The 24,613-nt window shown below is 63.3% G+C and carries 26 protein-coding genes and 1 pseudogene; 19 read left to right on the top strand and 8 right to left on the bottom strand.

Going from position 1 to position 24,613, the window contains the following annotated elements; translation table 11 throughout:
* The first annotated feature begins 15 nt into the window (after positions 1-15).
* From ABIC65_RS05580 to ABIC65_RS05635, 12 genes are all read left to right on the top strand, one after another.
* A complete protein-coding gene (locus ABIC65_RS05580; protein WP_354307329.1) occupies positions 16-708 on the top strand; it encodes a hypothetical protein in 693 nt (230 codons plus the stop codon).
* Positions 698-1,045 (top strand): hypothetical protein, encoded by a 348-nt coding sequence (locus ABIC65_RS05585; protein WP_354307330.1) that lies wholly within the window; start codon positions 698-700, stop codon positions 1,043-1,045. The genes ABIC65_RS05580 and ABIC65_RS05585 overlap by 11 nt, the downstream gene beginning before the upstream one ends.
* On the top strand, positions 1,042-2,862 hold the full coding sequence (locus ABIC65_RS05590) for a glycosyl hydrolase family 28-related protein (protein ID WP_354307331.1): 1,821 nt from the start codon (positions 1,042-1,044) through the stop codon (positions 2,860-2,862). Before ABIC65_RS05585 ends, ABIC65_RS05590 begins: the two co-directional genes overlap by 4 nt.
* 22 nt (positions 2,863-2,884) lie before the next feature.
* Positions 2,885-3,079: a hypothetical protein gene (locus tag ABIC65_RS05595; protein WP_354307332.1), complete on the top strand. Its 195-nt coding sequence runs from the start codon at positions 2,885-2,887 to the stop codon at positions 3,077-3,079.
* Positions 3,079-3,642: a hypothetical protein gene (locus ABIC65_RS05600; protein WP_354307333.1), complete on the top strand. Its 564-nt coding sequence runs from the start codon at positions 3,079-3,081 to the stop codon at positions 3,640-3,642. Before ABIC65_RS05595 ends, ABIC65_RS05600 begins: the two co-directional genes overlap by 1 nt.
* Positions 3,639-3,971, top strand: coding sequence for a hypothetical protein (locus ABIC65_RS05605; RefSeq protein ID WP_354307334.1), 333 nt, complete (start codon positions 3,639-3,641; stop codon positions 3,969-3,971). The genes ABIC65_RS05600 and ABIC65_RS05605 overlap by 4 nt, the downstream gene beginning before the upstream one ends.
* On the top strand, positions 3,968-4,303 hold the full coding sequence (locus tag ABIC65_RS05610) for a hypothetical protein (protein WP_354307335.1): 336 nt from the start codon (positions 3,968-3,970) through the stop codon (positions 4,301-4,303). Before ABIC65_RS05605 ends, ABIC65_RS05610 begins: the two co-directional genes overlap by 4 nt.
* A complete protein-coding gene (locus ABIC65_RS05615) occupies positions 4,300-4,842 on the top strand; it encodes a glycoside hydrolase family 108 protein (protein WP_354307336.1) in 543 nt (180 codons plus the stop codon). The genes ABIC65_RS05610 and ABIC65_RS05615 overlap by 4 nt, the downstream gene beginning before the upstream one ends.
* On the top strand, positions 4,839-5,096 hold the full coding sequence (locus ABIC65_RS05620) for a hypothetical protein (RefSeq protein ID WP_354307337.1): 258 nt from the start codon (positions 4,839-4,841) through the stop codon (positions 5,094-5,096). The genes ABIC65_RS05615 and ABIC65_RS05620 overlap by 4 nt, the downstream gene beginning before the upstream one ends.
* Complete coding sequence (locus ABIC65_RS05625; protein ID WP_354307338.1) at positions 5,093-5,461, top strand: hypothetical protein; 369 nt, start codon at positions 5,093-5,095, stop codon at positions 5,459-5,461. Before ABIC65_RS05620 ends, ABIC65_RS05625 begins: the two co-directional genes overlap by 4 nt.
* A gap of 204 nt (positions 5,462-5,665) precedes the next feature.
* Positions 5,666-8,056, top strand: a complete 2,391-nt coding sequence (locus tag ABIC65_RS05630) for a hypothetical protein (RefSeq protein WP_354307340.1) — start codon at positions 5,666-5,668, stop codon at positions 8,054-8,056.
* A gap of 13 nt (positions 8,057-8,069) precedes the next feature.
* Positions 8,070-9,026: a right-handed parallel beta-helix repeat-containing protein gene (locus tag ABIC65_RS05635; protein WP_354307342.1), complete on the top strand. Its 957-nt coding sequence runs from the start codon at positions 8,070-8,072 to the stop codon at positions 9,024-9,026.
* Here the strand turns inward: ABIC65_RS05635 and ABIC65_RS05640 are convergent.
* The 5 genes and pseudogenes from ABIC65_RS05640 to ABIC65_RS05660 form a co-directional block, all read right to left on the bottom strand.
* Positions 9,014-9,274, bottom strand: coding sequence for a peptide chain release factor-like protein (locus ABIC65_RS05640; RefSeq protein WP_436286701.1), 261 nt, complete (start codon positions 9,272-9,274; stop codon positions 9,014-9,016). The genes ABIC65_RS05635 and ABIC65_RS05640 overlap by 13 nt on opposite strands.
* On the bottom strand, positions 9,264-9,542 hold the full coding sequence (locus ABIC65_RS05645) for a hypothetical protein (protein ID WP_354307343.1): 279 nt from the start codon (positions 9,540-9,542) through the stop codon (positions 9,264-9,266). Before ABIC65_RS05645 ends, ABIC65_RS05640 begins: the two co-directional genes overlap by 11 nt.
* Entirely contained in the window at positions 9,529-9,738 is a 210-nt protein-coding gene (locus ABIC65_RS05650) for a hypothetical protein (protein WP_354307344.1), read from the bottom strand. The genes ABIC65_RS05645 and ABIC65_RS05650 overlap by 14 nt, the downstream gene beginning before the upstream one ends.
* Positions 9,739-9,740: 2 nt before the next feature.
* On the bottom strand, positions 9,741-9,920 hold the full coding sequence (locus ABIC65_RS05655; protein ID WP_354307345.1) for a hypothetical protein: 180 nt from the start codon (positions 9,918-9,920) through the stop codon (positions 9,741-9,743).
* 184 nt (positions 9,921-10,104) lie between these two features.
* Positions 10,105-10,248: pseudogene (locus ABIC65_RS05660) on the bottom strand (ClpX C4-type zinc finger protein); the annotation flags it as partial.
* Between the two features lie 2,596 nt (positions 10,249-12,844).
* On the opposite strand from ABIC65_RS05660, the gene ABIC65_RS05665 reads away from it, so the two are divergent.
* The 3 genes from ABIC65_RS05665 to ABIC65_RS05675 all read left to right on the top strand — a co-directional run bounded on the left by ABIC65_RS05665 (position 12,845) and on the right by ABIC65_RS05675 (position 14,862).
* Complete coding sequence (locus tag ABIC65_RS05665; RefSeq protein WP_354307347.1) at positions 12,845-13,303, top strand: hypothetical protein; 459 nt, start codon at positions 12,845-12,847, stop codon at positions 13,301-13,303.
* Between the two features lie 448 nt (positions 13,304-13,751).
* Complete coding sequence (locus ABIC65_RS05670; RefSeq protein WP_354307349.1) at positions 13,752-14,450, top strand: glutathione S-transferase; 699 nt, start codon at positions 13,752-13,754, stop codon at positions 14,448-14,450.
* A gap of 160 nt (positions 14,451-14,610) precedes the next feature.
* Positions 14,611-14,862, top strand: a complete 252-nt coding sequence (locus tag ABIC65_RS05675; RefSeq protein ID WP_354307350.1) for a hypothetical protein — start codon at positions 14,611-14,613, stop codon at positions 14,860-14,862.
* Here the strand turns inward: ABIC65_RS05675 and ABIC65_RS05680 are convergent.
* The 3 genes from ABIC65_RS05680 to ABIC65_RS05690 all read right to left on the bottom strand — a co-directional run bounded on the left by ABIC65_RS05680 (position 14,855) and on the right by ABIC65_RS05690 (position 18,001).
* The gene (locus ABIC65_RS05680; protein ID WP_354307351.1) at positions 14,855-15,355 is read right to left on the bottom strand and encodes a DUF1543 domain-containing protein; all 501 of its coding nucleotides are present in this window, start codon (positions 15,353-15,355) and stop codon (positions 14,855-14,857) included. The two genes, ABIC65_RS05675 and ABIC65_RS05680, sit on opposite strands and share 8 nt — an antisense overlap.
* A gap of 22 nt (positions 15,356-15,377) precedes the next feature.
* Positions 15,378-17,021: an FAD/NAD(P)-binding protein gene (locus tag ABIC65_RS05685; protein WP_436286715.1), complete on the bottom strand. Its 1,644-nt coding sequence runs from the start codon at positions 17,019-17,021 to the stop codon at positions 15,378-15,380.
* 248 nt (positions 17,022-17,269) lie between these two features.
* Positions 17,270-18,001, bottom strand: coding sequence for an SDR family oxidoreductase (locus ABIC65_RS05690; RefSeq protein ID WP_354307353.1), 732 nt, complete (start codon positions 17,999-18,001; stop codon positions 17,270-17,272).
* 190 nt (positions 18,002-18,191) lie between these two features.
* Here ABIC65_RS05690 and ABIC65_RS05695 point away from each other — a divergent pair, with 190 nt between their 5' ends.
* The 4 genes from ABIC65_RS05695 (at position 18,192) to ABIC65_RS05710 (ending at position 24,604) form a co-directional block, all read left to right on the top strand.
* Positions 18,192-19,085 (top strand): AraC family transcriptional regulator, encoded by an 894-nt coding sequence (locus ABIC65_RS05695; protein ID WP_354307354.1) that lies wholly within the window; start codon positions 18,192-18,194, stop codon positions 19,083-19,085.
* A gap of 1,010 nt (positions 19,086-20,095) precedes the next feature.
* A complete protein-coding gene (locus tag ABIC65_RS05700) occupies positions 20,096-20,632 on the top strand; it encodes an RNA polymerase sigma factor (protein WP_354307356.1) in 537 nt (178 codons plus the stop codon).
* Complete coding sequence (locus ABIC65_RS05705) at positions 20,616-21,560, top strand: FecR family protein (RefSeq protein ID WP_354307358.1); 945 nt, start codon at positions 20,616-20,618, stop codon at positions 21,558-21,560. The genes ABIC65_RS05700 and ABIC65_RS05705 overlap by 17 nt, the downstream gene beginning before the upstream one ends.
* A 131-nt stretch (positions 21,561-21,691) precedes the next feature.
* Positions 21,692-24,604 carry a TonB-dependent receptor gene (locus ABIC65_RS05710; protein ID WP_354307360.1) on the top strand — a complete coding sequence of 971 codons (2,913 nt, stop codon included), beginning with the start codon at positions 21,692-21,694 and terminating at the stop codon, positions 24,602-24,604.
* The last annotated feature ends 9 nt before the right edge of the window (positions 24,605-24,613 follow it).

Below are 24,613 nucleotides of genomic sequence, written 5' to 3' on the forward strand. Positions count from 1 at the left end.
CCATAGCGTCGCGCCATGCTCCCGATCTTCCCGGCCCATGTCTTTTGCCCTGAGACCGTCTCGGCGGCTGTGGTGCCCGACGTGATCAGCGGCGGCACGTCTCTGGTCGGCGAGCAGGACATCATCGAAGCGGACGGCGGCGGGCGTTGGCAGATCAGCTACGGCGGCATCGCGCTCGACACGCCCTATCAACAGCGGTTGTGGAAGGCATGGGCCGCGAAGCTCTCGGGTGGCTCGGTTCCAGTCTTGGTGCCGTTGCTGTCGGTGGCAACTGGCCCCCGCCCGATCGCGGGCAATGGCTTTGCGGCGCCCTCCGACCTCTACGTCAACGACGACTATTTCCCCACCGAGGTGCGCTTTGCCTCGCCGCACATCATCGCAACCATCACGGCTCCAGTAGCCCTGCGGGCGACGACGATGCAGATCGCGGTCAGCCAGGGCGGCCAAGTCCAGCCGGGCATGGACTTCGGCGTCGGCGTGCATGCCCAGACTGTCGAGGAAGTGCTTTCGCGATCCGGCCTCTCCGCCACCGTCAAGGTTTCTCCGCCCTCCCGCATGGCGATCAGTGCCGGCACTGCGGCGAACTTCGACTGGCCTTGTGTCGTGTGCCGCCTCGCCCCCGGCCAGAACCTCGCCGCAGCCATCACCAATGGCCTCTACGGCGACGTCGAGATCCAGTTCGTGGAGGACACGGCCTATGCCGCGTAGCTTCGACATCGAGGTGCCGCGCCAGGGAGACTGGCCTAAGGAGCTGGTGCTCACGGATATCGACGGCGCTCCGATCAACCTGACCGGGGCCACCGTCGAATGGAAATCGCGTGCCATCGCAGGAGCCGGCGCTGTCTTAGCGGCGGCAACCGTTAACATCGTCGAGCCGCTTTCCGGCCGCATCTCCGCGCGCTGGCATGGGCCAGACTTCGACGCTTTCGGACTGCCCACCGAAGCGGTCCGCGTCGCCCACGATCTCAAGCTGACCTATCCGACCGGCATCGTGGACGTGCTCCTGCGCGGTCAGCTCATTATCTATCCCGAGGTGACAGTATGACCGTCGAGCGCATCGAAGTCATCAACGCGCGCGGCGAGAGCTACCCGGATGTGCTTCGGCGCACCGGGCAGTTTGGCGTGCTGCCAACGGATACCGACGCCCAAGCGGTCAGCAAGGTAAACGCCGACGCGGCGGCTAGCGCAGCGGCCGCCGAGGCCGCAGCTGGCCCGACCTATCCGACCAAGGCTGCAGGCGTAGCAGCTACCGCAACCGGTCAGGGGTTCGCCGTCGACAACGGCGATGGAACGGTTACCGTATATCTGAAGGACGGGGCAACCAACCCGGCGCAGCGGACGCTGGCGACAACTGCATTTTTGGCGGCGGCGGCCGGCGCAGACGCGGTGGGTCTCAAGCAGACGGGCACCGGTGCAGTCTTGCGGACTGCGCAGGACAAATTCCGGGACATCTTCAACGTCAAGGACTTTGGGGCGAAGGGTGACGGTGTTACTGACGACACGGCGTCCTTCAACGCCGCGTTGCAAGCTGCTCTACTGGCCAAGAAGTCGCTTTCCATCCCCGCTGGCCAATACATGCTTTCTCAGAAGCTTACGATTTCCTCTGCAAATAGAACATCGCTTATCGGCGAAGGCCGCGGGATCTCAAAGCTGATCTGGACGTCTGGCGCGTCGACGCGCGGACTCGACATCACCTATACCGACGACAATTTCCCGCCCCGCATCACTGGGCTTTCGTTGATCACCGCTGCCAACGACGGAGCAACGGCGCTCACAATCAATGGCCCTGATTCGGCTTCGGTCACCAAGATGGGACCGACAATCGACGACCTAGAGATAAGCGGACAGACCGTTGCTACGCATTGTTGGGGCATCGGGATGCACTTCGTGACATCGTGGTACATCACCGCGTCTAACTTCGCCATAAAGGGCCGTGACGGCGCCACCTCGTTCGATATGGCGTTCGGCATCAAGCTGACGGGCTGTCAGGTTATTTACGCGAGTGAGTTCACGATCTTTCATTGCCAAATCGGGGTTTTGCAGGCGTCGACCGGGACGGTTGCGAAGGGTGAAGGCTTCTGCTTCTCGAATTTCGAGATCGTGGGCGGACTTGACGGCATGGTACTGCCTGCGGAGTTCGCGGTCCCAGGTACAAATATCGGGCCGGGGCATATCAACACCAACCGCACGGGCATCTCGCTCAAAAACCGCTATCAGACATCGATCCACGACATCCTCTTTTATAAGACGCAATTGTCGGTCGATAACTATATCGGCATCGCGCTTGATGACTGCACCTCGATCCGCATCCACGACAATGAGTTCCGCGGCATACCCGGCACGCTCGATTCGGTGGCAACGATTGGTATGCAGCTGGCTGGCACGACGCTGACCGATTACTGCTCGATCCACGACAACGGCTTCCGGGATTTCGTGGGGAGTTCTCGCGTGGGCATCGTCCTGGGGACGGGCGTCGGAAACGCGAATATTCACGACAACACCTGCGACGCGACTCTGCAGTACCCGATCCAGGTAAATTCCGATGCCGAGCCGAACAATCGGTTTTATCGAAACTTCCCGATCGCAGTTCAGAGCCTGCAGCCGAACAACATCTCGCCTTCGGTCGGTAACGATCTCTGCGGGCTGTGGAACACCGCTAACACGGCGCCGACAGCAATCATCGGCTTTGGTAATGGTTATGTGGGCCAGACCATCACAGTGCTTGTCGCTGACACGAACACCTCCTTTGTAAATGGCGCCTCTCTCGCGATGAAGGGCGGTACCAATTATACGGCTCCGTCCGGATGTGTACTGTCCTTCCGCATGGATGGCATCTGGCGCGAGGTAAGCCGCAGCATCTGACCAACAACCAAGGAGAAAAATCATGCCCGAACACCAGCACACCCCGCCGCACCATCACGAGGCCCACGTCCATCAGGACGGTGAGGATCATCGCGCCGAGCAGGATTGCCCCGGCGACGAGGACACGCTCGACGAAGGCAAGCCGGAGCTGCCGACGCTGAACTCCGGCAGCGGTGGTCATGGCGGCTCGCAGCCCCCGCCCCCGCCGGTTGACTGATGACCTCGTATTCGCTCCTGTCGATGTTGGCGTGCGTTGGCGCGATCGGAGCGGTGCGCCTGTTTCCTGAGACGCAGCGCCAAGGGGCCTTTCCGGTCGCCCTGGCGCTGCTGTTTTTCTGGCTCGTCGAGGAGTCGGCATATCCGCCGTTCGATTGGGCGAACCCGGTGCGGATCTTCTGGGCCTTCGGTTGGAAGGTGCGCAGCGAGGGATTGTGGCCCGTCTATGACGGCGCGTTGGGCGCGATCGCATTTCTCTCCGCGCTGTCGTTCTGGGGTGGTGATCGTCGCGCCTGGTGGGGCCCGGCAATATGGGCACTCTGCCTTTGGTCGATCCTGATCCACGGCGCTTATCAGGCGGCCGGCGCCTGGAGCTTCGACGAGTACGACCACCGGCTGCAGGCGCCTTTCTGGGCTCGGCTCGCCGTCTTCTATGCAATCGCAATTAAGGGGGTGGCTGACCATGTGGATAGTTGGGCTCGTGCTGCTCTTCGGGGTCGTTCTTGGGGCTGGACTCTACGTGCGGGAGCAACGTGCTCTAGGAAGGTTCGCGCACCCCGATGACGGAGAATAATCCCTTCTTCTGGCTATGGGTTGGCCTTGCTACGCTCGCTGGCGCGGTGACCTCGCTCACCCTGCGCCCGTATCGCCAGATGCAAGCTGTGGAGATCGCGCTCGCGCTCTTCGTCAGTGCCACCTTCGCCATGTTCGTGGGATCCCCGATCGCCGCGGAAGCCGCGCGTTGGTGGGGCAAGGGCACCATGGATCTGCGCGCATTCGGCCTGGTGATGTGGGTCATGGCTGCCGGCTCCCACTTCCTCATTCCAGTCGTCATCGGGAGAGCGAAAGGTCTCCTCACGAAGATTGGCGGCGGCGTGGAGACCGAGAAATGATCGCCTGGGCACTGATCAACGTAACAACGGCGCTCCTAGTAGCCGCCATTCTGGTCTTCAAGCTGGCCGCATACTACGACACATTCAACTGGGGTGAGCGGATCGGCATGACCGGCATGGCCGCCATGTGCGTCCTGCGCGTGGGTCCTATACTCGGTCGCGAGGCCCTACCAGGTCCGACGCCATTCGACGACTGGAGTGTCGCGGCTCTTCATATCTCCATGCTGATTTTCTTCAGTTCGCGGCTGTACCGCATCGTGCGGCACTGGAGGCGGAACGATCAGGCCAAGCGCGAGGCAACGGCCTATCTCGCATCGAGGGGGAAGCTATGAAATCCATCGACGACATTATAGAGGATGTGCTGCGCGCCGAGGGCGGCTATGTGAACGATGCGGCTGATCGCGGAGGGGAGACGAACTTCGGCATCACGATCGCCACTGCGCGCCAAGCTGGATATGCAGGCGCAATGCGGGATTTGCCGCGCGATTTCGCCAAGGAAGTCTACCGGAGACAGTATGTCGTCGCGCCAGGCTTCGATAAGATCGCAGGCATCTCCCTGCCAATAGCGGCCGAGCTTACCGACACCGGCGTCAACATGGGCCCGAAGGTTGCGACAACGTTCCTACAGCGCGCGCTGAACGGCCTGAACAACCAGGGCCGCGATTATGCCGACATTGCGGTGGACGGTATGGCTGGCACCGGCACTCGCGCGGCCCTCCATGCCTTTCTCGCAAAGCGCGGCGGCACCGGCGAGCAGAGGCTCTTGCGCCTGCTGAACGCGCTCCAGGGGGCCCGATACCTCGAGCTATGCGAGGGTCGGCAGGCGAACGAGAAGTTCTTGTACGGCTGGCTTGATCGGATCGCGGCATGAGTATCCTTCACGCCCTGAAGGGCATCAACGGTGAGTTCGAGGTGCAGCGCGTCCTCGGCGCTGTCGGCACGCTCACCTACATCTTCAGCGGCCCAGCCTTCATCTGGGCCGGGAAGGTAACGGCCACGTTGGACACCTTCTGCCTTGCCTATCCTGCGGGCTTGGGCGTGTGCATCGGGGCCACAGCTGGCGCCATCGCCTTGAAGGATCGTCAGGTCGCCAAAGCGAAGGTCGAGGTGGAGAGCGCGCAATGATTCCCGCTCTCGCATTGCTCAAGACGCGCACCGGCCAGATCGTTGCCGGGGTTGTAGTGGTGCTGATCATCTTCGGTGTGTGGCTGCATTTCCATGACCGCGGCGTCTTAGAAAAACACGAAGAGAATGTTGAGGCGAAGGCCGCACCTGCGCGCGCGAAGGCAGACGAGCAGCGCGGCCGGGACACCGCCACGATCGACGCCCAAACCAAGGAGGTCAAAGATGCGACTGCCTCTCTCCCGCCAGCTCGTACTTCCTATCGCCAGTGCGTTCGCGCTCGCAATATCCGGATGCAACAAAACCCTACCGCCCGGCCTCCCGAGCCTTGCCGACCTGACCCCGGCAGCGGAGCCGCTAATCCCTGAGGCGGCCTTGACAGACGAGGCAGTTTATGAGGCCTGGAACGAGGACACCCGTGCTTGGGGGCGCAGCGAGCACGCCAAGGTCAAGCGGCTGTGCCAGTTCTATCGGGACCAAGGCATTAAGCAGCTGGTCTGCGAGTGACCTGACGGCGGTAACTTTCACGGCTTGATAGCGGCACCACGGCGTGAAACTGCCGAGGAACCGCCGTGGCCCTGAACGCTCTCACCCTCTCGATTACCCAGGGCGTCGTGGGGCGGCCTTTCTTCTCCGCCGTCAATGGCCTAACCACCAGCCGCATCCAGATCGGCGAGAATGCTACGCCGGGCTTCAGCTTCGCCAATGGCGTCGTATTCCATCCCTCGCTTCCGGCTGAGTGGACCGTCTCGCTTCTCGAGTACGAGCCTGGGGTCGGTGCCGGTGTGCGAGAGAGCCGGATCAGCGGCACCGCGGCGACCAACTTCGCTCTGCGCGCGCAGGCGATCGCCGCTCTCAGCAATGGCCGGTCGCTGGTTCGCTGGCGCGTTGGCAGCACCCGGCAGAGCGACGGCAGCCGCGTCTATTCGCTTTACGTCGAGGACGACCTCGGCGCGACGACGCCGCAGACCATTGGTGGCGGGTCGCCGACGCCGACGCCTGGTCCGACACCAACGCCGACGCCGACGCCGCTCGCCTACACGATGATCTATGACTTCGACACGCTCAACGGCGCGACTGGTGCGAGCGGGGCAACCGTGTTGCTTGATACCTCGAGCCGGAAGGTGCAAGGCGCTGCGGGCCTGCGCATCCAGGCCAACGGCGTCAACGCCACGAACGTCGGCACCAATGCCTTTCTGACAACCACGTTCGATTTCTCCACCGCCAACACGGTGGCAATCTGCGTCGACTGCGGCGATTTCTACTCTAACGACTTCCTCGATATGCGCTGGAGCACGTCGCTAGGGCATGTGCTGCGTTCGGCGGCCAGTGGCGCCGCGCTCAACTCGCCCTTCACATCGAATGGCCTGGGCAAAGTGTGGACCTCGACGACGGTGGATAACTACCGCCGCCTGGTGACCTACAACGCGACCAATTACAGCACGGCCAGCAACGTAGTCACGATGGCGGTTACGGGCGGCCTTTCGGTGGGCATGTACGTGTTCGGCTCGATCATTCCAGCTGGAACCACGATCACCGCCGTCAACAATCCCAACATCACCCTGTCGAACAACCCAAATGCCACCGGCACCAGCAACGTTCCACTCACCTTCTCTCTTGCAAATGACGTACGCGGTCAGTCGATCAAGGCGCTGGGCACGGCGAGCAAGTCGATCACCTTCGGCGTCACCAACGCAGCGTCCAGTAGCTACACGCCTGATGTGGTGATCGACGCAATGGCGGCTATTCCCGATAGCTTCTTGCCCGAGGTACATTTCACCTTCGACGACGCCAATCTGACGCAATTCGACAACCGGTCGATCTTCGCCGCCTATGGCATCAAGATGAACTTCTATGTGCCTCAGGCGGTGTTGACGGCCGGCGGCAGCAGCAAGTTCACCTGGGCCAACCTCGCCACGATGAAGGCTGAAGGGCACGGGATCTTGATCGACAGCGAGGGCAACGACTACCCGATCACGAAATACCAACTCCTGTCGACGGCTATCACCACCCTCAACAACGATGCCCAGGAGATCCGCAACCGGCTAGGCTCCACGGGCCTTGGCCTTGAGCATCTGTGCTATTCCTATGGAAACATGGGCTATGTCGCCGCGCCGGTGACCTACACCTGCGCTTCGGACGGTGCTGCTGAGTCCGTGCTAACCATTACCAGCACCTCGACCCCGGCTTATTCCAACCTCGTGCCCGGTATGCGCGCTTTCGTAGGCGGGGCGATTGTCGGCATCGTTAAGGAGCTGGTGGATCAGAAGGTGGTCAAGCTCGATCGGCCGCTGACTGCGGGCAGCTATAGCGTTACCTTCTCGGCGCGCGTCTACAGCGTCACCGCCACCTGCAATGGCACCACGACGGTGACCCTCAGCAGCACGGCCAATCTATTCCAAGGTATGCACCTGCTCGCCAGCGCGGCGACCGGCCTTCAGGCGGACACGCGGATCCTCAGCGTCGATAGCGGCACGCAGATCACCGTCGACAAGACCGTGCCGTCGACCGTCACCAAGCTTGAGTTCGGCTATGTCGATGGCCAGTATTGGCCGACGAAGGTGATGAAGGCGCTCTACGACGCTGGCTATCGCACTGCCCGCCTGGTCGGCCCCAAGAACGGCGCGCTGTTCACCGGGTTCGGCCCGTCGCCCTATCAGATGCTCCAGTGGGGCCCGCTGGTCGGTGACGACAACTCGCTGACCGATACGGTGATCACGCAGCTCACGCAGAACGCGGCCGAGAAGCGCGACACGCTGCTCTATGGGCACAACATCAAGCCCGAGGACATCTACAACAACGTCGGCGGCACCTACGTGCCCGCGAACGGCATCAACCCGAACGCCCATTGGCCGAAGCTGCTCAGCGCCGTGAAGGCATTGATCGACGGCGGACAGCTCCGCGCGTCTCGTTCGATGCCCGAGTGGTGGGCTGATGTCAGCACCCGCCTGCCGCCCACCTAATTCGGAGCCCCGCATGTTCCTCGTCATCGCCGCCTCTATCGCCCTGACCTCTTGCGCCGGCCTGCAGGGTGCGCTCGACAAGGCCAAGGGAGGCGACACCATCCTTCTCCCCGCGGGCGCATGCGGCGCGGTGGCGCTGAACGATCGCCAATACGATGCGCCGGTGACGATCCGCAGCGCCGACCCCAAGCGGCGGGCGGTATTCACGCGGCTGACGCTGAACAACCCGCGCAACCTCACACTGGCGGGGATCGAGGTGACGAACGCGGACAGCAACGCCGCGGTGATGGTCCGCATCAACAACGGATCGGCGGTCACGTTCGACGACCTCTATGTGCATGGGGTGATCGACGGGAATGTCGCCAAGGACGCGAGCGGCGTGTCAGCCTTCAATGTCGACGGGTTGACGGTCAGCAACTCGCGGTTCGTCGAGATCAACGCCGGCATCAAGGCGGAGCAGAGCCGCGGCGTGACTATCCGCGGCAATGACATCGGCTTCATCGGCTCCGATGCGATCGAGATCCCCGGCTCGAATGGCGTCACCATCGCCTGGAACATGCTGCACGATTTCCGAACGAACCCCGGCGTCCATCCCGACGGCGTGCAGTGCTGGACGACGCGCCAAGTCAGCGGCTGCAAGAACGTCCGCATCTTTCGGAACGAGATCATCGGCAGCCCGGGCCACGAGCCGCAGGGCATCTTCTTCGGCGACGAGGACCGGGTCGGCGGGTACGAGAATATCGAGATCACCGGCAACCGCTTCGTCTGCACCATGTGGCACGCGATCAACATCTACAGCGGTCCGAAGAACGTCACGATCCGGTTCAACGAGGTGGTGGCTGGGCCGAACTATACCCCCTGGATACGCGTCGACGCGCCGTCCGTGCTAGAGGGGAATGTGGCGCCCGGGTATTTCATCGGCGGCAGCGTCAAGGCCTCGGTTGTGCCGGCGGGGAATTACGTGCCCTGATCTTCAGGAGGTATGATGCGGGGGCCGTCGAAGCGCGGGTGGGTAATGGCCGCCTCAATCATGCTCATGGCGATCATCTTGTTGACGTGCTGGGAGCGGCCCGTTTCGCAAAACGCCATAATGCCGGTGGCAAGATGGGTAATGCGCACGCCCTGCGGCCCTGAACCGACGTGCTGCCCGCCCTTAGGTAGCTCCGGCCAAATCTCAGCCTTGCACGGGCCTATGTCGTTTCCCGGCTCACGCTGCATCAGTGCCTCCTAGGGCTGCGTCGATCATGGCCTGCCATGTGCTATCGACGTATGGATCACGAAAACAGTCTAGGTTTGGGTGTCGCGCCATCATCTCGCGTTCGCCGACGATCCGCATCTGCCTGCTCGGCTCCCGCATTGCCGCGATGGCTGCTCGGGCATCGCGCTTGAATGCGCCACGCGTGGTTAGGCCGAGGTTTTCCCATGACATCTCATCGTTGCTTTCCGACGCCAACAACGCCCGCGCTACTCGTTCAACCATATCCATCTTCGTTCTCCTTGGTGGTGGCAAAAATGGACGAAACGGCCGCCGTAACGAAAAACGTTGCTATAAGCCAAGCACCAATTAGTATTAGCGCCCAGCCAACTGGTAAGCCGGAAACGCATATTACGCCAACTCCGCCGGCAATTAGGCAATACAGCAAGCCGCTAACGCCCAGCTCAATCAGTTCATCCCGCGTCATCTTCAGTCTCCTGTGGTGGCGTGGGCGTGGGCATCATCGATAAGCATCCCTAAGTTGATTGCCACGTCGGACGCTAGCACCTTGATGGCCTCCATGTCAGCGTCACGCTTGAGCGCTACGCCGAGGATCTCGCAGGCCTGCGACTGGCACCATGCCAGCGCAATCAGTTCATCCTTGGTCATTAGTGGTGGTCTCCTGACTGAGGTTGGGCGATGCCTCTCCGAGGCCCGCGCTGTCGCGGGGCTTCATGAATAGCTCAAGCTCAACGCCAACGACCCATCCCAGCATCCCAAGCATGCCGACGCTTGGGGTTAGCCCGTAATGGCTGGCAAACGCGCTAAGCCTTTCGTCAACTGATTTGACATCCATAGCCGGGCTGCTGTTGCGATTAACGATTGATCCACACAGCCCAACGCATTCGTCGCAGATGTACACGTCTGGACCTGCGATCAGTTTGCGCACCTCGTGTTCAGTCTTGGCGCAGAAAGAGCAGCGGTATGGCAAGCGCAAGGGATCAGCACCGACAGGCGAAGCCGCGCAAGCGGCTTCGGGCGAAGCCTGCGAGCCTGGTTCCGAAGGAATGCGCCCTAAGTCATTGTTCTGCATAACCATCACACTCCTACCAGTTATACGGAGTGGGAGGGAGGAGGAGGGGGGGGCATCCAGTGGGTGGCGTATGGCTTCGCGGCATACTGCCCAAGGACAAAACCGCCGCGTCCCTTCCAATCTTGCCGCTTGTCATCCCAATGGCTGTCTGCCCACCGGCCTTCACCTTCACCTGGGAACACGACCCAAAGATCGACCAGCGTGCCATCCTTCGGCGCCGCGTCCATATCGCTATTCCACTGTTCCATCATCCTATATCCTTATTCATGCGGCTGCTTGAAGGGAGAGAGAGGAGCGAAGGGTTTACCGTTTTCAGGAAACCTTGGCTCCTCGGCCCACCCTGAACCTTTTGAACCACAAACCGGCCAAAACCACCGGCCCAAACCGGGCGTAGAAACGCGGAAAACCGCGCATTTCCTCCATCATCGTCCCAGTGCCAGCGGTTTTGTAAACCGAAGGTCGCGGGTTCGATTCCTGCAACCGGCACCATCCACCTTTCCACAGACATCGAAGGGCATCCAAAATTGTCGGATTCCCGTGGGTTTTGGCGGTATCTGATCCACCCAAATCCGGGTCGATCCATTGGAACCCGCAGCCTTTGATCACGCCCAAGGTCAAACATCATGCCGCGATCATCGAGCCCGACAAGGTCGGCGCGATGCTATGCGCTATAGACAGTTACGCGGGCCAGCCAGCGGTTGCCTTGGCGCTTCGGATAGCTCCACACGTCTTTGTGCGTCCGGGCGAACTACGCGCTGGGGAGTGGGCGGAGTTCGACCTTTCAACAAAGGTCTGGACCATCCCCGGCGAGAAGATGAAATTGGGCCGCTTCCAAGCGTCCGGTCAGACGCTCGCCCGATTTCCGACAATACCATCAACGCCGCCCTACGCCGGCTGGGGTATGACAAGACGAAGAGGACGGGCCATGGCTTTCGCGCGATGGCCAGCAGCATTCTCAACGAGAGCAGGAAATGGCACCCCGATGCGATCGAACGGCAGTTCGCGCATGTAGAGAGAAATGACGTCCGTCGAGCCTATCTCCGCGGCGAGCATTGGGACGAGCGCGTTCGAATGATGCAATACTGGTCAGATTATCATGAGCGCTTGAAGGCAAGCCAGGACGCTAAAAGGTCGAAGCTCACATAACTTGTTGCTGACGATTAAACGGCCATATCGCTCCGAAATCAGAGGCCACAGGTTCGAATCCTGTCGGGTGCGCCATTTCTCAATGGCTTAGCTGGATCAGCAGGAAACTTGTCAAATATACGTCAAATATACCCCTTCGGACTCCTGCGTATGCGGGCGCACGCCTCGGTCCGAATCCTAGCGGTTGCCGCATTGATCTGTCAGATTCCTCAGGAAGAGTGGGGTGAGAGGCGTCAGATTAGAGGTGCCGATCTGCCCTTCGAACGCCTGCATCCGGATGCCGGGGAGCGGGATGCTGGCCCCGCGAAGACCTGTGCGGTCCTCCAGCTGCTCGGTTAAGCCTTCCGCCTTGCCAGCGCTCCGAGGGCAAGGAGGCTGGCAATTGCGATGGATGGCATGCCGATCAGCCAGAAGCGGTCATCTGCCGTCAGGTCCCAAGGCGCTCCGCTGCAACTCATCGCGCCGGGAGCGTAGCCGCAGGCTAGTTCAACGAGATACCCATAGACGAGCATCGCGCACACACCCGTCAGCCCCGCAAGCGCGAAAAGGACATTGGATAGCACTCGCATCATCCGGTCGGCCTCCTTGGGCTCACCCCCGGAGAGACCACCACCCCAGGGAGCAACGCCTCTAACCGGCCCGCAGCGACGTGCAATCGGGCCGCGGCGAGGCATGTTGAGGCAGATAGAGGCGAAATGGTCCGCCGGTCCGCGCCAGATGAGATGGCTTTTCGGCCTTGCCAAAGGCGTAGGAACCAGCTGTCTGCCCCACCTATCCCGCGACAAGGAGAAGGATGCTGTTCATTCGTGCACTCTTGGCCAGCGCAGCCGCAGTGACCTTAGGCGCTGCGACGCCGCCACATCAGAGCGCCGTTCAAGCAAGTGCGAAGCGGATGCCCCTTGTGCCACTGAGCGACGCGGACGAGCAATCGACGCAGGAGACAGGCTGCACGTTTACGTTCACCGGGGCAGGCCGCGACTATCTCCAGCTTGTTGGCAGCGAGCTCATGCTCCGAGATCAGCAGGGCTTACGCTCCTGTCGGTTGACCGAGAAAGAGGGCGAGAACTTGGAGACAGGACAGGGCACTGCTTCCTGTTCGGGGTACCGTCTGCGCATTCAGGCCACTGGCCGCTCCACATCGAGTGCGCCGACAGATAGCAGCAGCGGTCGCGCAGTTCTTACGGTGGACCACGGCGGCGTTGCCACCAGCATGCGTGGCATTTGGGGAGTCGCTTGCTGAAGCCGACGTGCCATCTTGCAAGACAGACCTCGTCTCCGAAGGCCACATGTGATCCCACTTCATCCGCATCGGATCCTGTCCGAGAGCGTTCCCTCGGCAGCCAAGGAAGTTTGGATGCGTAAGTTTTATCGCAAGCTCATGGTCGGGGTCGCGCTCGGAACGGCGTCTGTTAGCCGCCTGCAGGCACAGGACCTGCCCTCCGATGAAAGGCTTCAACGGGCATTCGGCGCGACCTACAATCGCTTGGGCCTTATTGAATATTGTGTCGCCAAGGGCTTCGCGAACACAGGCGATGTGGCGAACGCGCGGAGGACCGTGGCTGCTACCTTGAGCGGAATGACTGCCACGCCCGCCGCGCTTGCGCAGCAAGAGGTTGGCCGGCGCGGCATCATCGTTGGACCGCAGGTTATTGGGTTGATGAACCCGGCTGATCCTGCGCATCCCGAGGAGGTCCGAGAGGGCCAGATGATATCGCTCGCCGAGAATGCTCGGGTACAGAGACTGTCTGAACGCACGCTCTGCAAGCAGATGACCGAACAAGCATCCGCTGCCGTTGGAGCCGCCGAAAGATAGGTGATACCCTAGCGGCGGAGTGATCGGCGGATGTCTTGAGTTGGTCGAGATCTGTCAGCGTCGAAATGCTGCACTTTGTGTGCGTGCGGACAAGCGGTGATTGCGACAATAAGCAAAATATTGGTCGCCGGCTCCATCCAGCTTGACCGCTCGACAGAGCGGTGACCCAGTCGCGGCATCAGTCATGCAGCGTAGATCCGCCGACGGCCAATTATCTGCAACGTCGATCGTGCTAGGCTCGATTGCGTCCGCTTTCAGGTAGACCGAGCGGCCTGCTACGCGTCTTTCCTGGGGGCAGCCGTCGAGCTCTTTGAATCTGCTCCTGCGGCCAGAAAAGAACCACTGGGACGGGGCCGCCAGGACGCTCTGAGACAAGTCTCGACTCCCGGCCCAGGAACGATCTCAAGATGCAGTCATTCCTAGGGACAGGCGTTTACCGGGGACTTCGATGCGCGAATTCGACCTGTATTACTGGCCGGTGCCATTCCGTGGCCAGTTCCTTCGAGCCATTCTGGCCTTCGCCAACGCGCGGTGGACCGAGCATGATGCGGACGCGATCGCCGCATTGATGGATCGGCCTCCTGCCGAGCAACCAATCGCGTTCATGGGACCGCCGATCCTCGTCGACCGGCAACGCGACTTCGCCGTGTCGCAGATGCCGGCGATCGCCCTGTATCTCGGCGAACAGCTGCACCTGCTGCCCGCCGCGGCGGAGAGCCGCGCGCTCACCGCCAAGGTGGCGAACGACGCCAACGATGTGATCGACGAACTCACACTGGACGGCGGGCGCGAGATGTGGACGGCGGAAAAATGGGAAGCCTTCGTACCGCGATTGCAGAAGTGGATGCGAATCTTCGAAACGCTCGGCGAACGCCATGGCCTCACGGCTGATGGGGGCTTCCTTCTCGGCACGGCGGAGCCAGGCGTCGCGGACCTCGTCACCGCCACACTCTGGTCCACCATGGCCGATCGCTTCCCGAAGATTGCCAGGCTGGGCGAACAGACGGCGCCCGCAATCTGGGGTCTTGCTCGCCGGCTGCAGGAAACGCCCCGCCTCGCCGCGCTGAAGCAGAAGAGCTTGTCCGACTATGGCGACGCCTATTGCGGCGGCGAGATCGAAGCTTCGCTGCGCAAGGTCGCCGGCTGATCATGGCTCGGCAAGTGCACCAATGCGCGCGACCGTAGCTGATACGCCGACATACCCGGTCACCCCCGATGGCCGATACTTCGTCGTGCGCGGGCGGCTGTGGCGCAGGGCCAACCCCACATTGACGCCGGAGGTGCGAACGGAACTTGTCCGAGCGCTGATGGCTGCGCGGCGTGCGGTTGGGGTTGCAGGGCGAAAGCAGGACGCCGGCGGCGAGGCGAAGGCCCGAGCGGCCGTGGATCACGCCAAGCGCCAGCTCGGCGAACGCGGCCCGCCTTGGTGGGAAGACGGCGCTCCCGACTTCAACCGTCACCTTGCGCGCAACACGCCCTATGCCGACTGGTACGAGGGCTTGGAGGCCGCCCGCTCCGCCGACCATGTCGGGGAGGCGGTCGGAGCAGACCTCACTTGAGGGGCGTGTAGCGGCAGGTGAAGCGCGGCGCGGTTGCGTCGTCGGCAGGCGTCAGGTGGATGTACAGCCTCTCGCCGAGCATGCCGTCGAGGTCGAAGACGGCGTCTGCCTCGAACAGATCGTCGCGGTGCGCGTCCTTCCAGCCCTGCACGGCAGCCAGGGCGCGGGCTTTCGCCTCCCTTGCCGACTGGGCGACAACGAACATGTTCTTGTGCTGCTCGGCGAAATCGACGCCGTCATAACCGCCGAGATTGACGAACCAGAGCTTCTCGCGCGTCGTCGACGGCTTGGAGCGCAAGGTGACGGCATGGCCGTCGGCCCGGTCGATTTCCGCCCAGCAGTCAATGTGCAGCGTGCCCGGCGTACCCCACCACTCGGCGCGCAGCCTTTCGTGGGTGTCCTGGATCCGCTCCGCGACGACGAACCGGACGTCATGGACCTCGATATGCGCAGACGGATGCTCGCCGCCGATATAGATCGCGAACAGCTTCACCGCATTCCCCCTTAAAACTCTGTCATGCCGCCGCTTCCAGCGCGGCAGCGTCCGCCACCTCCGCGAGTTCCGTGCCCACGATCACGCCCATTTCGTGCGAGCTGGTAATGCCCTGAAGAAACGGATGGCGCTGCAGCAGGAACGGAATGCTGAGGCAGAACATCCGTTCCCGCGCGGGATGCGCGCTCACAGGCCGGAATTGCGCGTCCACCACGATGCCCTTGATGCCGGCGCCATCGGCCTGTTCGGCATCTTCGACCACGCCCTGCGCAAGCAGCGTCGGGAACGGAAACGCCTCGGCGCCCAACGCGTGTTGGCCGGTCGCGTCGATAAAGGCCGGGAAGTGCCGCCGCCGACCGTCGATGGTGACGACCGCGCCCGACTCCGACCGCGTATCGATGTTGCTCCCGTGCCCGAGTGCGACCACCTCCAGCCGCCCCGCTCGGTGCAGCGCCAGCATGCGTTCGATCGAGAGATGCGGCACGGTGGCGTAGGCGTCAACGAAGACCGGCTTCAGCGCGGTGTTGAAGCGCTCCAGCGCCGTTTCGTCGAGATGCGGGGCGATCAGCGCGAGCACCTCGTGCATCCGCAGGACAGCATAGCGCCACGGCACCGTATGACCGTTTTCGAAATCGATCCGGGCCCGGGCGAGATCTGCGGCGGCCCAGTCGAAGGGGTCCGCCGCCATGCGATCGGTGAAATAGCGATCCGCGAAGCTTTCCAGCGTCACGTCAGAAAGGCCGATGGCATCCGCATAGTCGGGATCCGCGGCGGCAAGCTCGTCGCAGAACAGGGCGAAGGCGCAATCGAGCAGATCCGTGCCGCCCCGTTCGATTAGAGCCGAAACCGCTTCCGGGGTGCAGCGTGCGAGTGGCTCGTAGGGAAGCGGATGATAGAAGTCGGCCTCGGGTAGCAGACCCTTGCGGGACAGCATGGTGATGGCGAAATCGTCCGCATGCGGGTCGACGCGGTAGCGCAGCGCCTCGTCTTCGGTCTCCACGAAAGCGCCGTGTCGTATCGCCAGCGTGACCGCCGCGTCGATCGCGGTCAGCGAACTGCCGAGGATGCCGACGGCTGTCGGAGGAATGCGATTCAGCGCCGTTGCCGGCCAAGGACTGAGGAAGTAGCCCGGTTTCACCTCCGGCTCCTCCGGCCATTGATGCCCGGTCGCCAGCACGACATCGTCGTGGGCCCGTTCGAACGCGGCGCCGCTTCGGGGCGATAGCGAAAGGCAGATCCGGTTTCCCTCCGCCCGGATGTCCGTGACGCGCACGCCGGTGACGACCTCCACGGTCATGCCGCGCTGGCGCGCGCTCGCGATCAGCCAATCAAATTGGTCTCGAAAATAGGCGCCTAGCGTCACCCGTGGATAGAAGGTCTGCGGGTCGATCGCATCGGGATCTACGCCCAAGCGGAGGAGCGTGGCACGCGGCTGACGTGCGAGCCATGCGCAAAGCGTCTCGCGGATCGGCGGGATCTCGACGCTGGCGATGTTGGAGAGCATCGCCGGATCGTTCCAGCCGGGGCGATAGGGCGTGCCGAGGCCTGCGTGTGACTGTGCCTCGTACACCGTGATCGCCGCCTGCCCGCGCATCGCCGCGAGGAGCGCGTGCAATGTGTAGATCGTGGTGGGGCCGGCACCGACAAAGGCTATGGACCTGTGCATCACGTCTGAAAGCTTGACGCCGCGCCACGTGCCATGCCCTTTGGTACAGGAGCGATATGCAGCGTCGCGCCACGACAACATCGGGTGCGGTCGCGTTCCTCGCCGGACCGGATGCTAGCTACATCCCCGGCACGACGCTCAACATCGATGGCGGCGCGACGGCGTAAGGCGCAGGATAGGCCCCTCCCTTCTGCGGGAGGGGCCGTTGATGCGAAGGAGAGCGGGAGCCGGACGCGCTTCCCTTCGCGTCAGATCGTCGAGCGCACCGGCCGGACGATCAGCGTGTTGACGTCCACGTCGGCCGGCTGCTCCACCGCATAGGCGATGGCGCGGGCGATCGCGTCCGGGGTGAGGGCGATGGCACGGAAATCGACCATTGCCTGCGCCGCCACCGGATCGGTGATCGTGTGGGCCAGTTCCGATTCGACCACGCCCGGCGCGATGATGGTGACGCGAATGTCGTCATGCTCCATGCGCAGCGCTTCCGAGATCGCGCGTACCGCATATTTGGTTGCGCTGTAGACGCCGCAGGTCGGCCACACGGCATAGCCGCCGATCGAGGAAATGTTGACGAACTGGCCGCTGCCCTGCCCCTTGAAGCGCGGCAGGGCAGCGGCGATCCCGTGGAGGACGCCACGAATATTGACGTCGATCATTCGGTCCCACTCGTCGACCTTGAAGCTGTCGAAGCGCGACAGCGGCATCAGGCCCGCATTGTTGACCAGAACATCGACCCGGCCAAACTCGGCTTCGGTCGCGGCGATGAACGCCTCGAAATCGGCGCGGTCGGTCACGTCGAGCGGCCGGAAGGCGACCGTGCCTCCCGCTTCGTTTAGTTCCACCGCGAGGGCGGCGAGCCGATCGGTGCGGCGTGCGCCCAGCATCAGCTTCGCGCCGCGCGCCGCCAGCAGCCGCGCTGTGCCTTCGCCGATGCCGCTGCTGGCGCCCGTGATCGCAATAACCTTGTCCTCGATAGCCATGATAGTCACTCCCGTTCAGGCGGACCGAAACTTCGATCCGATGTCCGGTAGATGGCGTGGTCCGGGTGCAGGGCGGTAGAACGGTCGTGCGTGATGATTGTACGATATTCCAGATCGCAAGTGGCCGGCTGGATCGGGTGGGGTCAGGTCTATAGAAGTCGAAGGCTTGAGTAACGGAACGAAGGCGCTGATGGCACATCAGGAACTGGCGACGCAGATTGCCCGATACGCCGAGCGCGATGGCATCATCGACACGCCCATCGCGCGACTGGCATTGGTCCGCTCAGGCCAGAGCGGTGAGCCGGTGCATATGGTGCAGCGCCCGGCGCTGTGCATCATCGCGCAAGGGGGCAAGCGGGTGCTGCTGGGCGATGCGGTCATCGACTACGGCCCCGCCAGCTATCTCGTCGCCTCGCTCGACCTGCCGATCACGGGTGCCGTGACGCAGGCGAGTGCGGACGCGCCGTATCTCTGTTTCTGCCTCTATCTCGACCCCGCCCTCCTTTCGGAGATCGCGTTGACCCTGCCGCCCCTGCCGGCAGCTGAGGACGGCGCGGGGATGACCCTACACCCGATGACACCGGAACTGATCGACGCAGCAACGCGGCTGACGGCGCTGCTCGGCGATCAGGCGACCGCGTCGCTGCTCGCGCCGCTGATCGAGCGGGAATTGCTGGTGCGGCTGATGACTGGTCCGGGCGGAGGCGCATTGCGCGCGATCGCCAGCGGTGAAAGCCGTACCGGCCAGATCGCGCAGGCGATCGCCTGGCTGAAGGCGCATTTCCGCGAGCCGTTCAGCGGGCCGCACCTTGCCGCCCTTGCCGGCATGAGCCTGTCGAGCTTTCACGACCACTTCCGCCGCGCCACCGCCATGACTCCGCTGCAATACCAGAAGCAATTGCGGCTGCAGGAAGCCCGGGCGCTGATGTTGGCGGAACGGCTCGACGCGGCGGAGGCGGGTTTCCGCGTCGGATATGATAGCCCTTCCCAATTCAGCCGCGAGTATCGTCGCCTCTTCGGCGCCCCGCCTATCCGTGACATAGGGCGGTTGAAAGTTATGCCGCAGATCGCGATCGCGATTTGAGTTGAGGCAGTGTTATGCTGTTTGTCGGCGGCGGCGCCATGTCGCAGTTGCAACAGCCGTTCCCGATAGCCGTCCTCTGCCCCTGCTGGCCAAGACTGGAACGGCTGCTTCTGGTACGTGCTGGCTCTTGTAAAAGCAGGTTCATCAGCCCGAGCCACAATCTTCCCCCGCGCTCCGGCACAGCTTTCCGTCTGGAAACCGTTCTCTGTCGGTACCTGCCATAGCCTGAGGGCTGCCATGGTCGCTTTTGGAAAGTGCACCCGCCGTGTCGAGTGTCGGTAATTAGGCGCCGCGCGATCCGATGGCGCCCTTATCAAGCCGTCTGTACATTCTGACCCGTCTTATACGCACGAAGCGCGAGCTTCCCTAGCCGACCTCTGCGCCAATTTTAGAGAGGTCAGTGCCTTGAATCGAGGCCGCGCTCTAAGTCGTGCTGCATCACTTCGCTGAGGTCGCGCGGGTCGAACCACTGCCTGCAGCTGGGACATTGCTCACGAGTCTCCGGAGCCACGTACGGGACAGAGCGACGGGTCTGGTTAATTTCAAACGCGGGGCTACGCATCGTCAGTCCTCCTCAATCCTCGGAGTATCCGCCTCTCCCATTTAGGAAGGGTCGATTGCGGCCCTCGCAAAGATGCGTATGGCGTTCGGAATCACGTGAGGGCGAACCGTAAGGGGCGCCGGCTCTAACTGCGAATTACATTCCGCCATGTCCGCCTCTGGGGAACTCGAGAGCACTCCTAACGGTGGGAGATGGGCGCCATCATGATGGTCTGCATTTCAACGTTCATCGGCAGCTTCTGTCAGCAGCAGACATTCGGCGTACCCGTTCAAACGACCGGCTTTGGTCGTGAGCTGACAGGGCCGAGTTCGAAAATCACCCACTCGGTCAAGGCTGCATCGCGTCTGCCTTTGACAGCGTTATTCTGTGCTGACGGAAAATGCGATCCCATGTCTCGAAGGAAGCGGAGAGGAGAGCAGCCACGGAACGGACGGCACTGGCGGCATGGGTGGGACGCGAGATCCTGCCCCACGAACGCGACCTTCGTGGTTGGTTGCGGTCGCGCGTCGTGGCAGCCGAGGACGTGGAGGACATCGTGCAGGAATGCTATTGCCGGCTCTCGCAGCTCTCCGACCTGTCCCACATCACCGAGCCGCGCGCCTATCTGTTCACCATGGCGCGAAACCTGGCGCACCGGCAACGACAGCGCGCCCGGGTGGTTCGAATCGAGCCCATCGCCGAAGCCGAGGGCAGCGAACTGGCGAGCGACCTGCCCCTGCCCGATCGGATCGCAGCGGGGCGTCAGGAGCTCGATCGGGTGCGCGCCGCGCTGGGTACCCTGTCCGATCGCGCGCGCAGGATCTTCCTGCTCCGCCGCGTCGACGGGCTCAGCCAGAAGGAAATCGCCGCTCGGCTCGGCGTGACCGAAATGGTGGTGGAGAATGATGCCAGCCGCAGCCTTCGTGCGATCCTGCGCGTGCTGACCGAACCGGACCAGAACGTCCCCGCGGCGGAGGAAGGAAAAGCCCATGTCCGATCGCGTTGAGCAGGCCGCGGCCGAATGGGCGCTGCGCCACCCGCTCGACGCGGCGGGCGAGGCAGCGATCGAGGCGTGGCTGGCGGAAGATCCCGTCCATGCAGGCGCCCTGCTGCGGGCGATGGCCGGGCTGAGCCTCGTCGACCAGGCGATCGCGCCGCCCGCGGATCGCGTGGCGCCAGCGCATCCGGCACCGCATGCGCGTCGCCGGTTCCTCGCCGGAGCGGCCGCTGCGCTCGCCGCCAGCGTAACCGGGCTGTTCGGGTGGCAGTATTGGCGTGCGCAGCATGTCGAGACGGCACGCGGCGAAATCCGGCGCCTGCCGCTCGCCGACGGATCAGTCGCGATGATCAACACCGACAGCGCGCTCAGCGTGACATTGGAGCGGAACATCCGCCGCATCTCGCTCGATCATGGTCAGGCCTGGTTCCAGGTTGCCAAGGATCGCGCCCGCCCCTTCGTGGTCGATGCCGGCATCGCGCTCGTGCGGGCGGTGGGGACCGCCTTCTCGGTGGAGCGGCGCGATCAGGGCGTCGAAATCGCGGTTACGGAGGGCACGGTGGCGGTATGGGCGGCGGATGCCAGCGGCGCGATGACGATCATCGAGGCAGGCCAGTTCGCGCGCTTTCATGCCGGTGCGACAGCACCCGTCGTCGGCACCGCGCCTGCCGCGATCACCCGCGCGCTGGCCTGGCGCAGCGGCGAGATCGCGCTGGAAAACGAAACCGTTTCCAACGCGGTCGGCCAGTTCAACCGTTATAACCGCCAGCAGCTCGTGATCGAGGATCAGGACCTGGCGCGCGAGCGGCTGATCGGCCTCTTCCAGATCGACAAGCCCGGTGATTTCGCCGCCACGCTTGCCACCTCATTCGACGCCCAGGTGACCATAACGCCTCAGGAAATCCGCATCGCGCGGAAAAAGCCGGAGCAGCGCTGACGGAATTGCCAAAGCGCTGGCTCGTACGGGGTGAGCGCTTCGGAACAGAAAGCGCCGACACAGGGAGAGGTTCACCCATGGTTTCCGTGCGTTCTCAAATTCTCGGCTCGGCCGCGCTTGTCGTTGTGTCCGTGGCGCCGATCGCGACCGCGACGGCCCAGACGCGCCAGTTCGACGTCTCCGCGCAGCCAGCGCGCACCGGCATTCCCCAATTCGCGCATCAGGCCGGAATTCAGATCCTCGTACCGGGGCCCTTGGCGGACAACCTCCGGGTCAATTCGGTGAAGGGATCGCTCGACGTCGCCGCGGCGCTGCGCCGGTTGCTCGACGGCACGGATCTGGTGCCGGTGCGCGCGGGCGGCGCGATCGTCCTGCGCCGCCGCGCGTCGAACGAACGGGCGTCGCTCACGCCCGCCGTCGCGCAGGCGGAACCGGCGTCGATGCAGGTGACGGCCGAGCCCGCACCGCAGGAGGCACCGGGCGCGGGCGAGGAGATCGTCGTCACCGGCATCCGGGCATCTCTGCAGCAATCGATCAATGTGAAGCGCGCCGCCGGCAACATCGTCGACGTCATCACCGCGCAGGACATCGGCAAGCTGCCGGACCAGAATGTCGCGGAGTCGATGAGCCGCATCACCGGCGTGCAGATCACCCGCCGCGAAGGCGACGGATCGAACTTCACCGTGCGCGGCATTTCGCAGAACCGGCTCGAGATCAACGGCCGCACCTTTCTCGGCCCCGGCGCCGGGGGCAGCGCCTCGCTGGAGTCGGTGAGTCCGGAGATCATCTCCAGCATCGTCGTGTCCAAATCGCCGACGGCGGACATGCCGGAGGGCGCGCTGGGCGCCACCGTCAATCTCAAGACCAAGCGGCCGCTGGAGCTTGCCGACTTCGTCGTAAGCGGCCGGCTGCAGGGGGCTTATACCGACCAGGCCGATCATCTCGGCTATCGCGGTTCGGCCCTGGTGTCGAAGACGTTCGCCGACAATTTCGGGATCCTCGCCAGCGCGGCCTATTCCAACACGCACACGCGCGGCTATTCGTTCGACACGGGCGGCTGGACCCGCACCAACAATATCGACGGCAATGGCGACGGGGTGAACGATCCCGGCCTGTACCGACCCAACCGCTACATGGCGCGGATCTACGACCGTGCCGAAGAGCGGCTCACGCTCAACAGCTCGGTCCAGTATCGACCGGGCGAGCGCTGGGAGATGATCCTCGACGGCACCTATACCCGGCTCAAGCGCAACCGGCAGAGTGCGAACTACCAGATCCTGTTCAACGACAACGACGTCGGCGCGGTCGCCGATGCCAACGGCACGGTGGTGCGCTCCACCTATACCGGGGTGACCGTCCGCCCGCTGGTCTATGACGAGCCGACCGAATTCAAGTCCACCAACATCGGCTTCTCGACCAAATATGACGGCGAGATCGTCACGGTGAAAGCCGACGCGTCCTACGCCAAGGGCATCGGCACCGATGGGGGACCCGGTGCGTCCTTCACCTATGTGGTGGTGCCCCGCGCGGGCCGCACCGCCAACGCCACGATCGACTTTTCGCGCGGCGGGGCCGTGCCCGACCTGTCGCTCGCTTCCAACTTCAACCCCAACGATCCGGCGCAGTACCAGCTCGCGTCGATCTTCGAGAACGACTTCCGTACGGACAATAAAGGCTATGACGGCCGGGTGGACTTCACCATCCGCACCGATGCCGGCCCGCTCAAAACGGTCGAAGTCGGCAGCCGCTACGAGTCGATTCAATTCTATTCCGAAGCGCCGCAGAACATCCCGACGGCGGCGAGCCTGTTGTCGCGCGGGGACAAGAATGGCGACGGGATCCTGACCGTCGATGAACTGCCCGGATTGGTCTACAACAACCAGCAAGGCAGCTTCTACCCGGGCGTGCCCGGCAATTTCCCCCGCGACATCCTCGGCGGTACCACGAGCAAGCAGGCCGCGCGCGACGCCTTCGGCCTGCCCGTGCCGCGCGCCGACACGATCCCGTTCGGGCGCGTCTCGATCAAGGACGTCCGCCAGGATACGCTGGCCTTCTATGCCAAGGGCAATTTCGAAGGCGCGCTCGGATCGCTGCCGCTCACCGGCAATGCCGGGGTTCGCTACATCACCTTCGAGCGGATCTCCTCGGGCTATCTTTCGGATACGCAGCCGACGGCGTCCAAGTCGCGCTTCGGCTATTGGCTGCCGAGCGCCAACGCCGCGCTCAGCCTCCGCCGAGACCTCACCTTCCGGGTCGCCGCGGCAAAGGTCGTTGCGCGGCCCAGCCTCAGCGACGTGGGCGTGAGCTTCGTGCCGCTCTTCGTGTCGCGGACGGGATCGCGCGGCAACCCCGGCTTGCGCCCGTTCGAAGCGACGCAATATGACGCCACCCTCGAATGGTATTTCGCACCCTCCAGCGCGCTGACGGTGGCCGGCTTCTACAAGAACGTCGACTCCTTCACGCTCAACCGTACCCAGAGCGAATTCATTCCCGGCCTGTCGGACCAGATCGACCCAAGCACGGGGCAAACCTATGGCGCATTCCAGATCACCCAGCCGGTCAACGGCGCGTCGGGCAAGATCAAGGGCGTCGAAGTCGCCTATCAGCAGTCGCTGCGTTTCTTGCCTGGCCTGCTCGGTAACCTCGGCGTGCAGGCGAACTACACCTATGTCGACAGCGAGACGCCGCTGATCGACGAGGCGACGCGCGCCAGCCTGCCGCTGCCGGGGCTGTCCAAGCACAGCTACAACCTAATCGGCTTCTATGAGGACAAGACGCTCTCCGCCCGCGTCGCCTATATCTATCGCTCCAGCTATCTGCTCGGCCAAGGCAGCGCCGCCGCCGGCGGCAGTTCCTACGCGGCGGGGCGCGGGCAGCTCGATGCCTCGGCGCAGCTCAACCTCACCCGCAGCCTGCGGCTGACGGTGGAGGCGATCAACCTCACCCGCTCGATCGATCGGCAGTATCTGCAGGACTCGCTGCGGCTGCTGACGAGTGCGCGGGAAGATCGGCGGATTTTCTTCGGCCTGGCAGCGACGTTTTGAGGAGCACCG

Origin of the sequence: Sphingomonas trueperi, from assembly GCF_040545665.1 — a bacterium.
Taxonomy (GTDB): Bacteria; Pseudomonadota; Alphaproteobacteria; order Sphingomonadales; family Sphingomonadaceae; genus Sphingomonas; species Sphingomonas trueperi_B.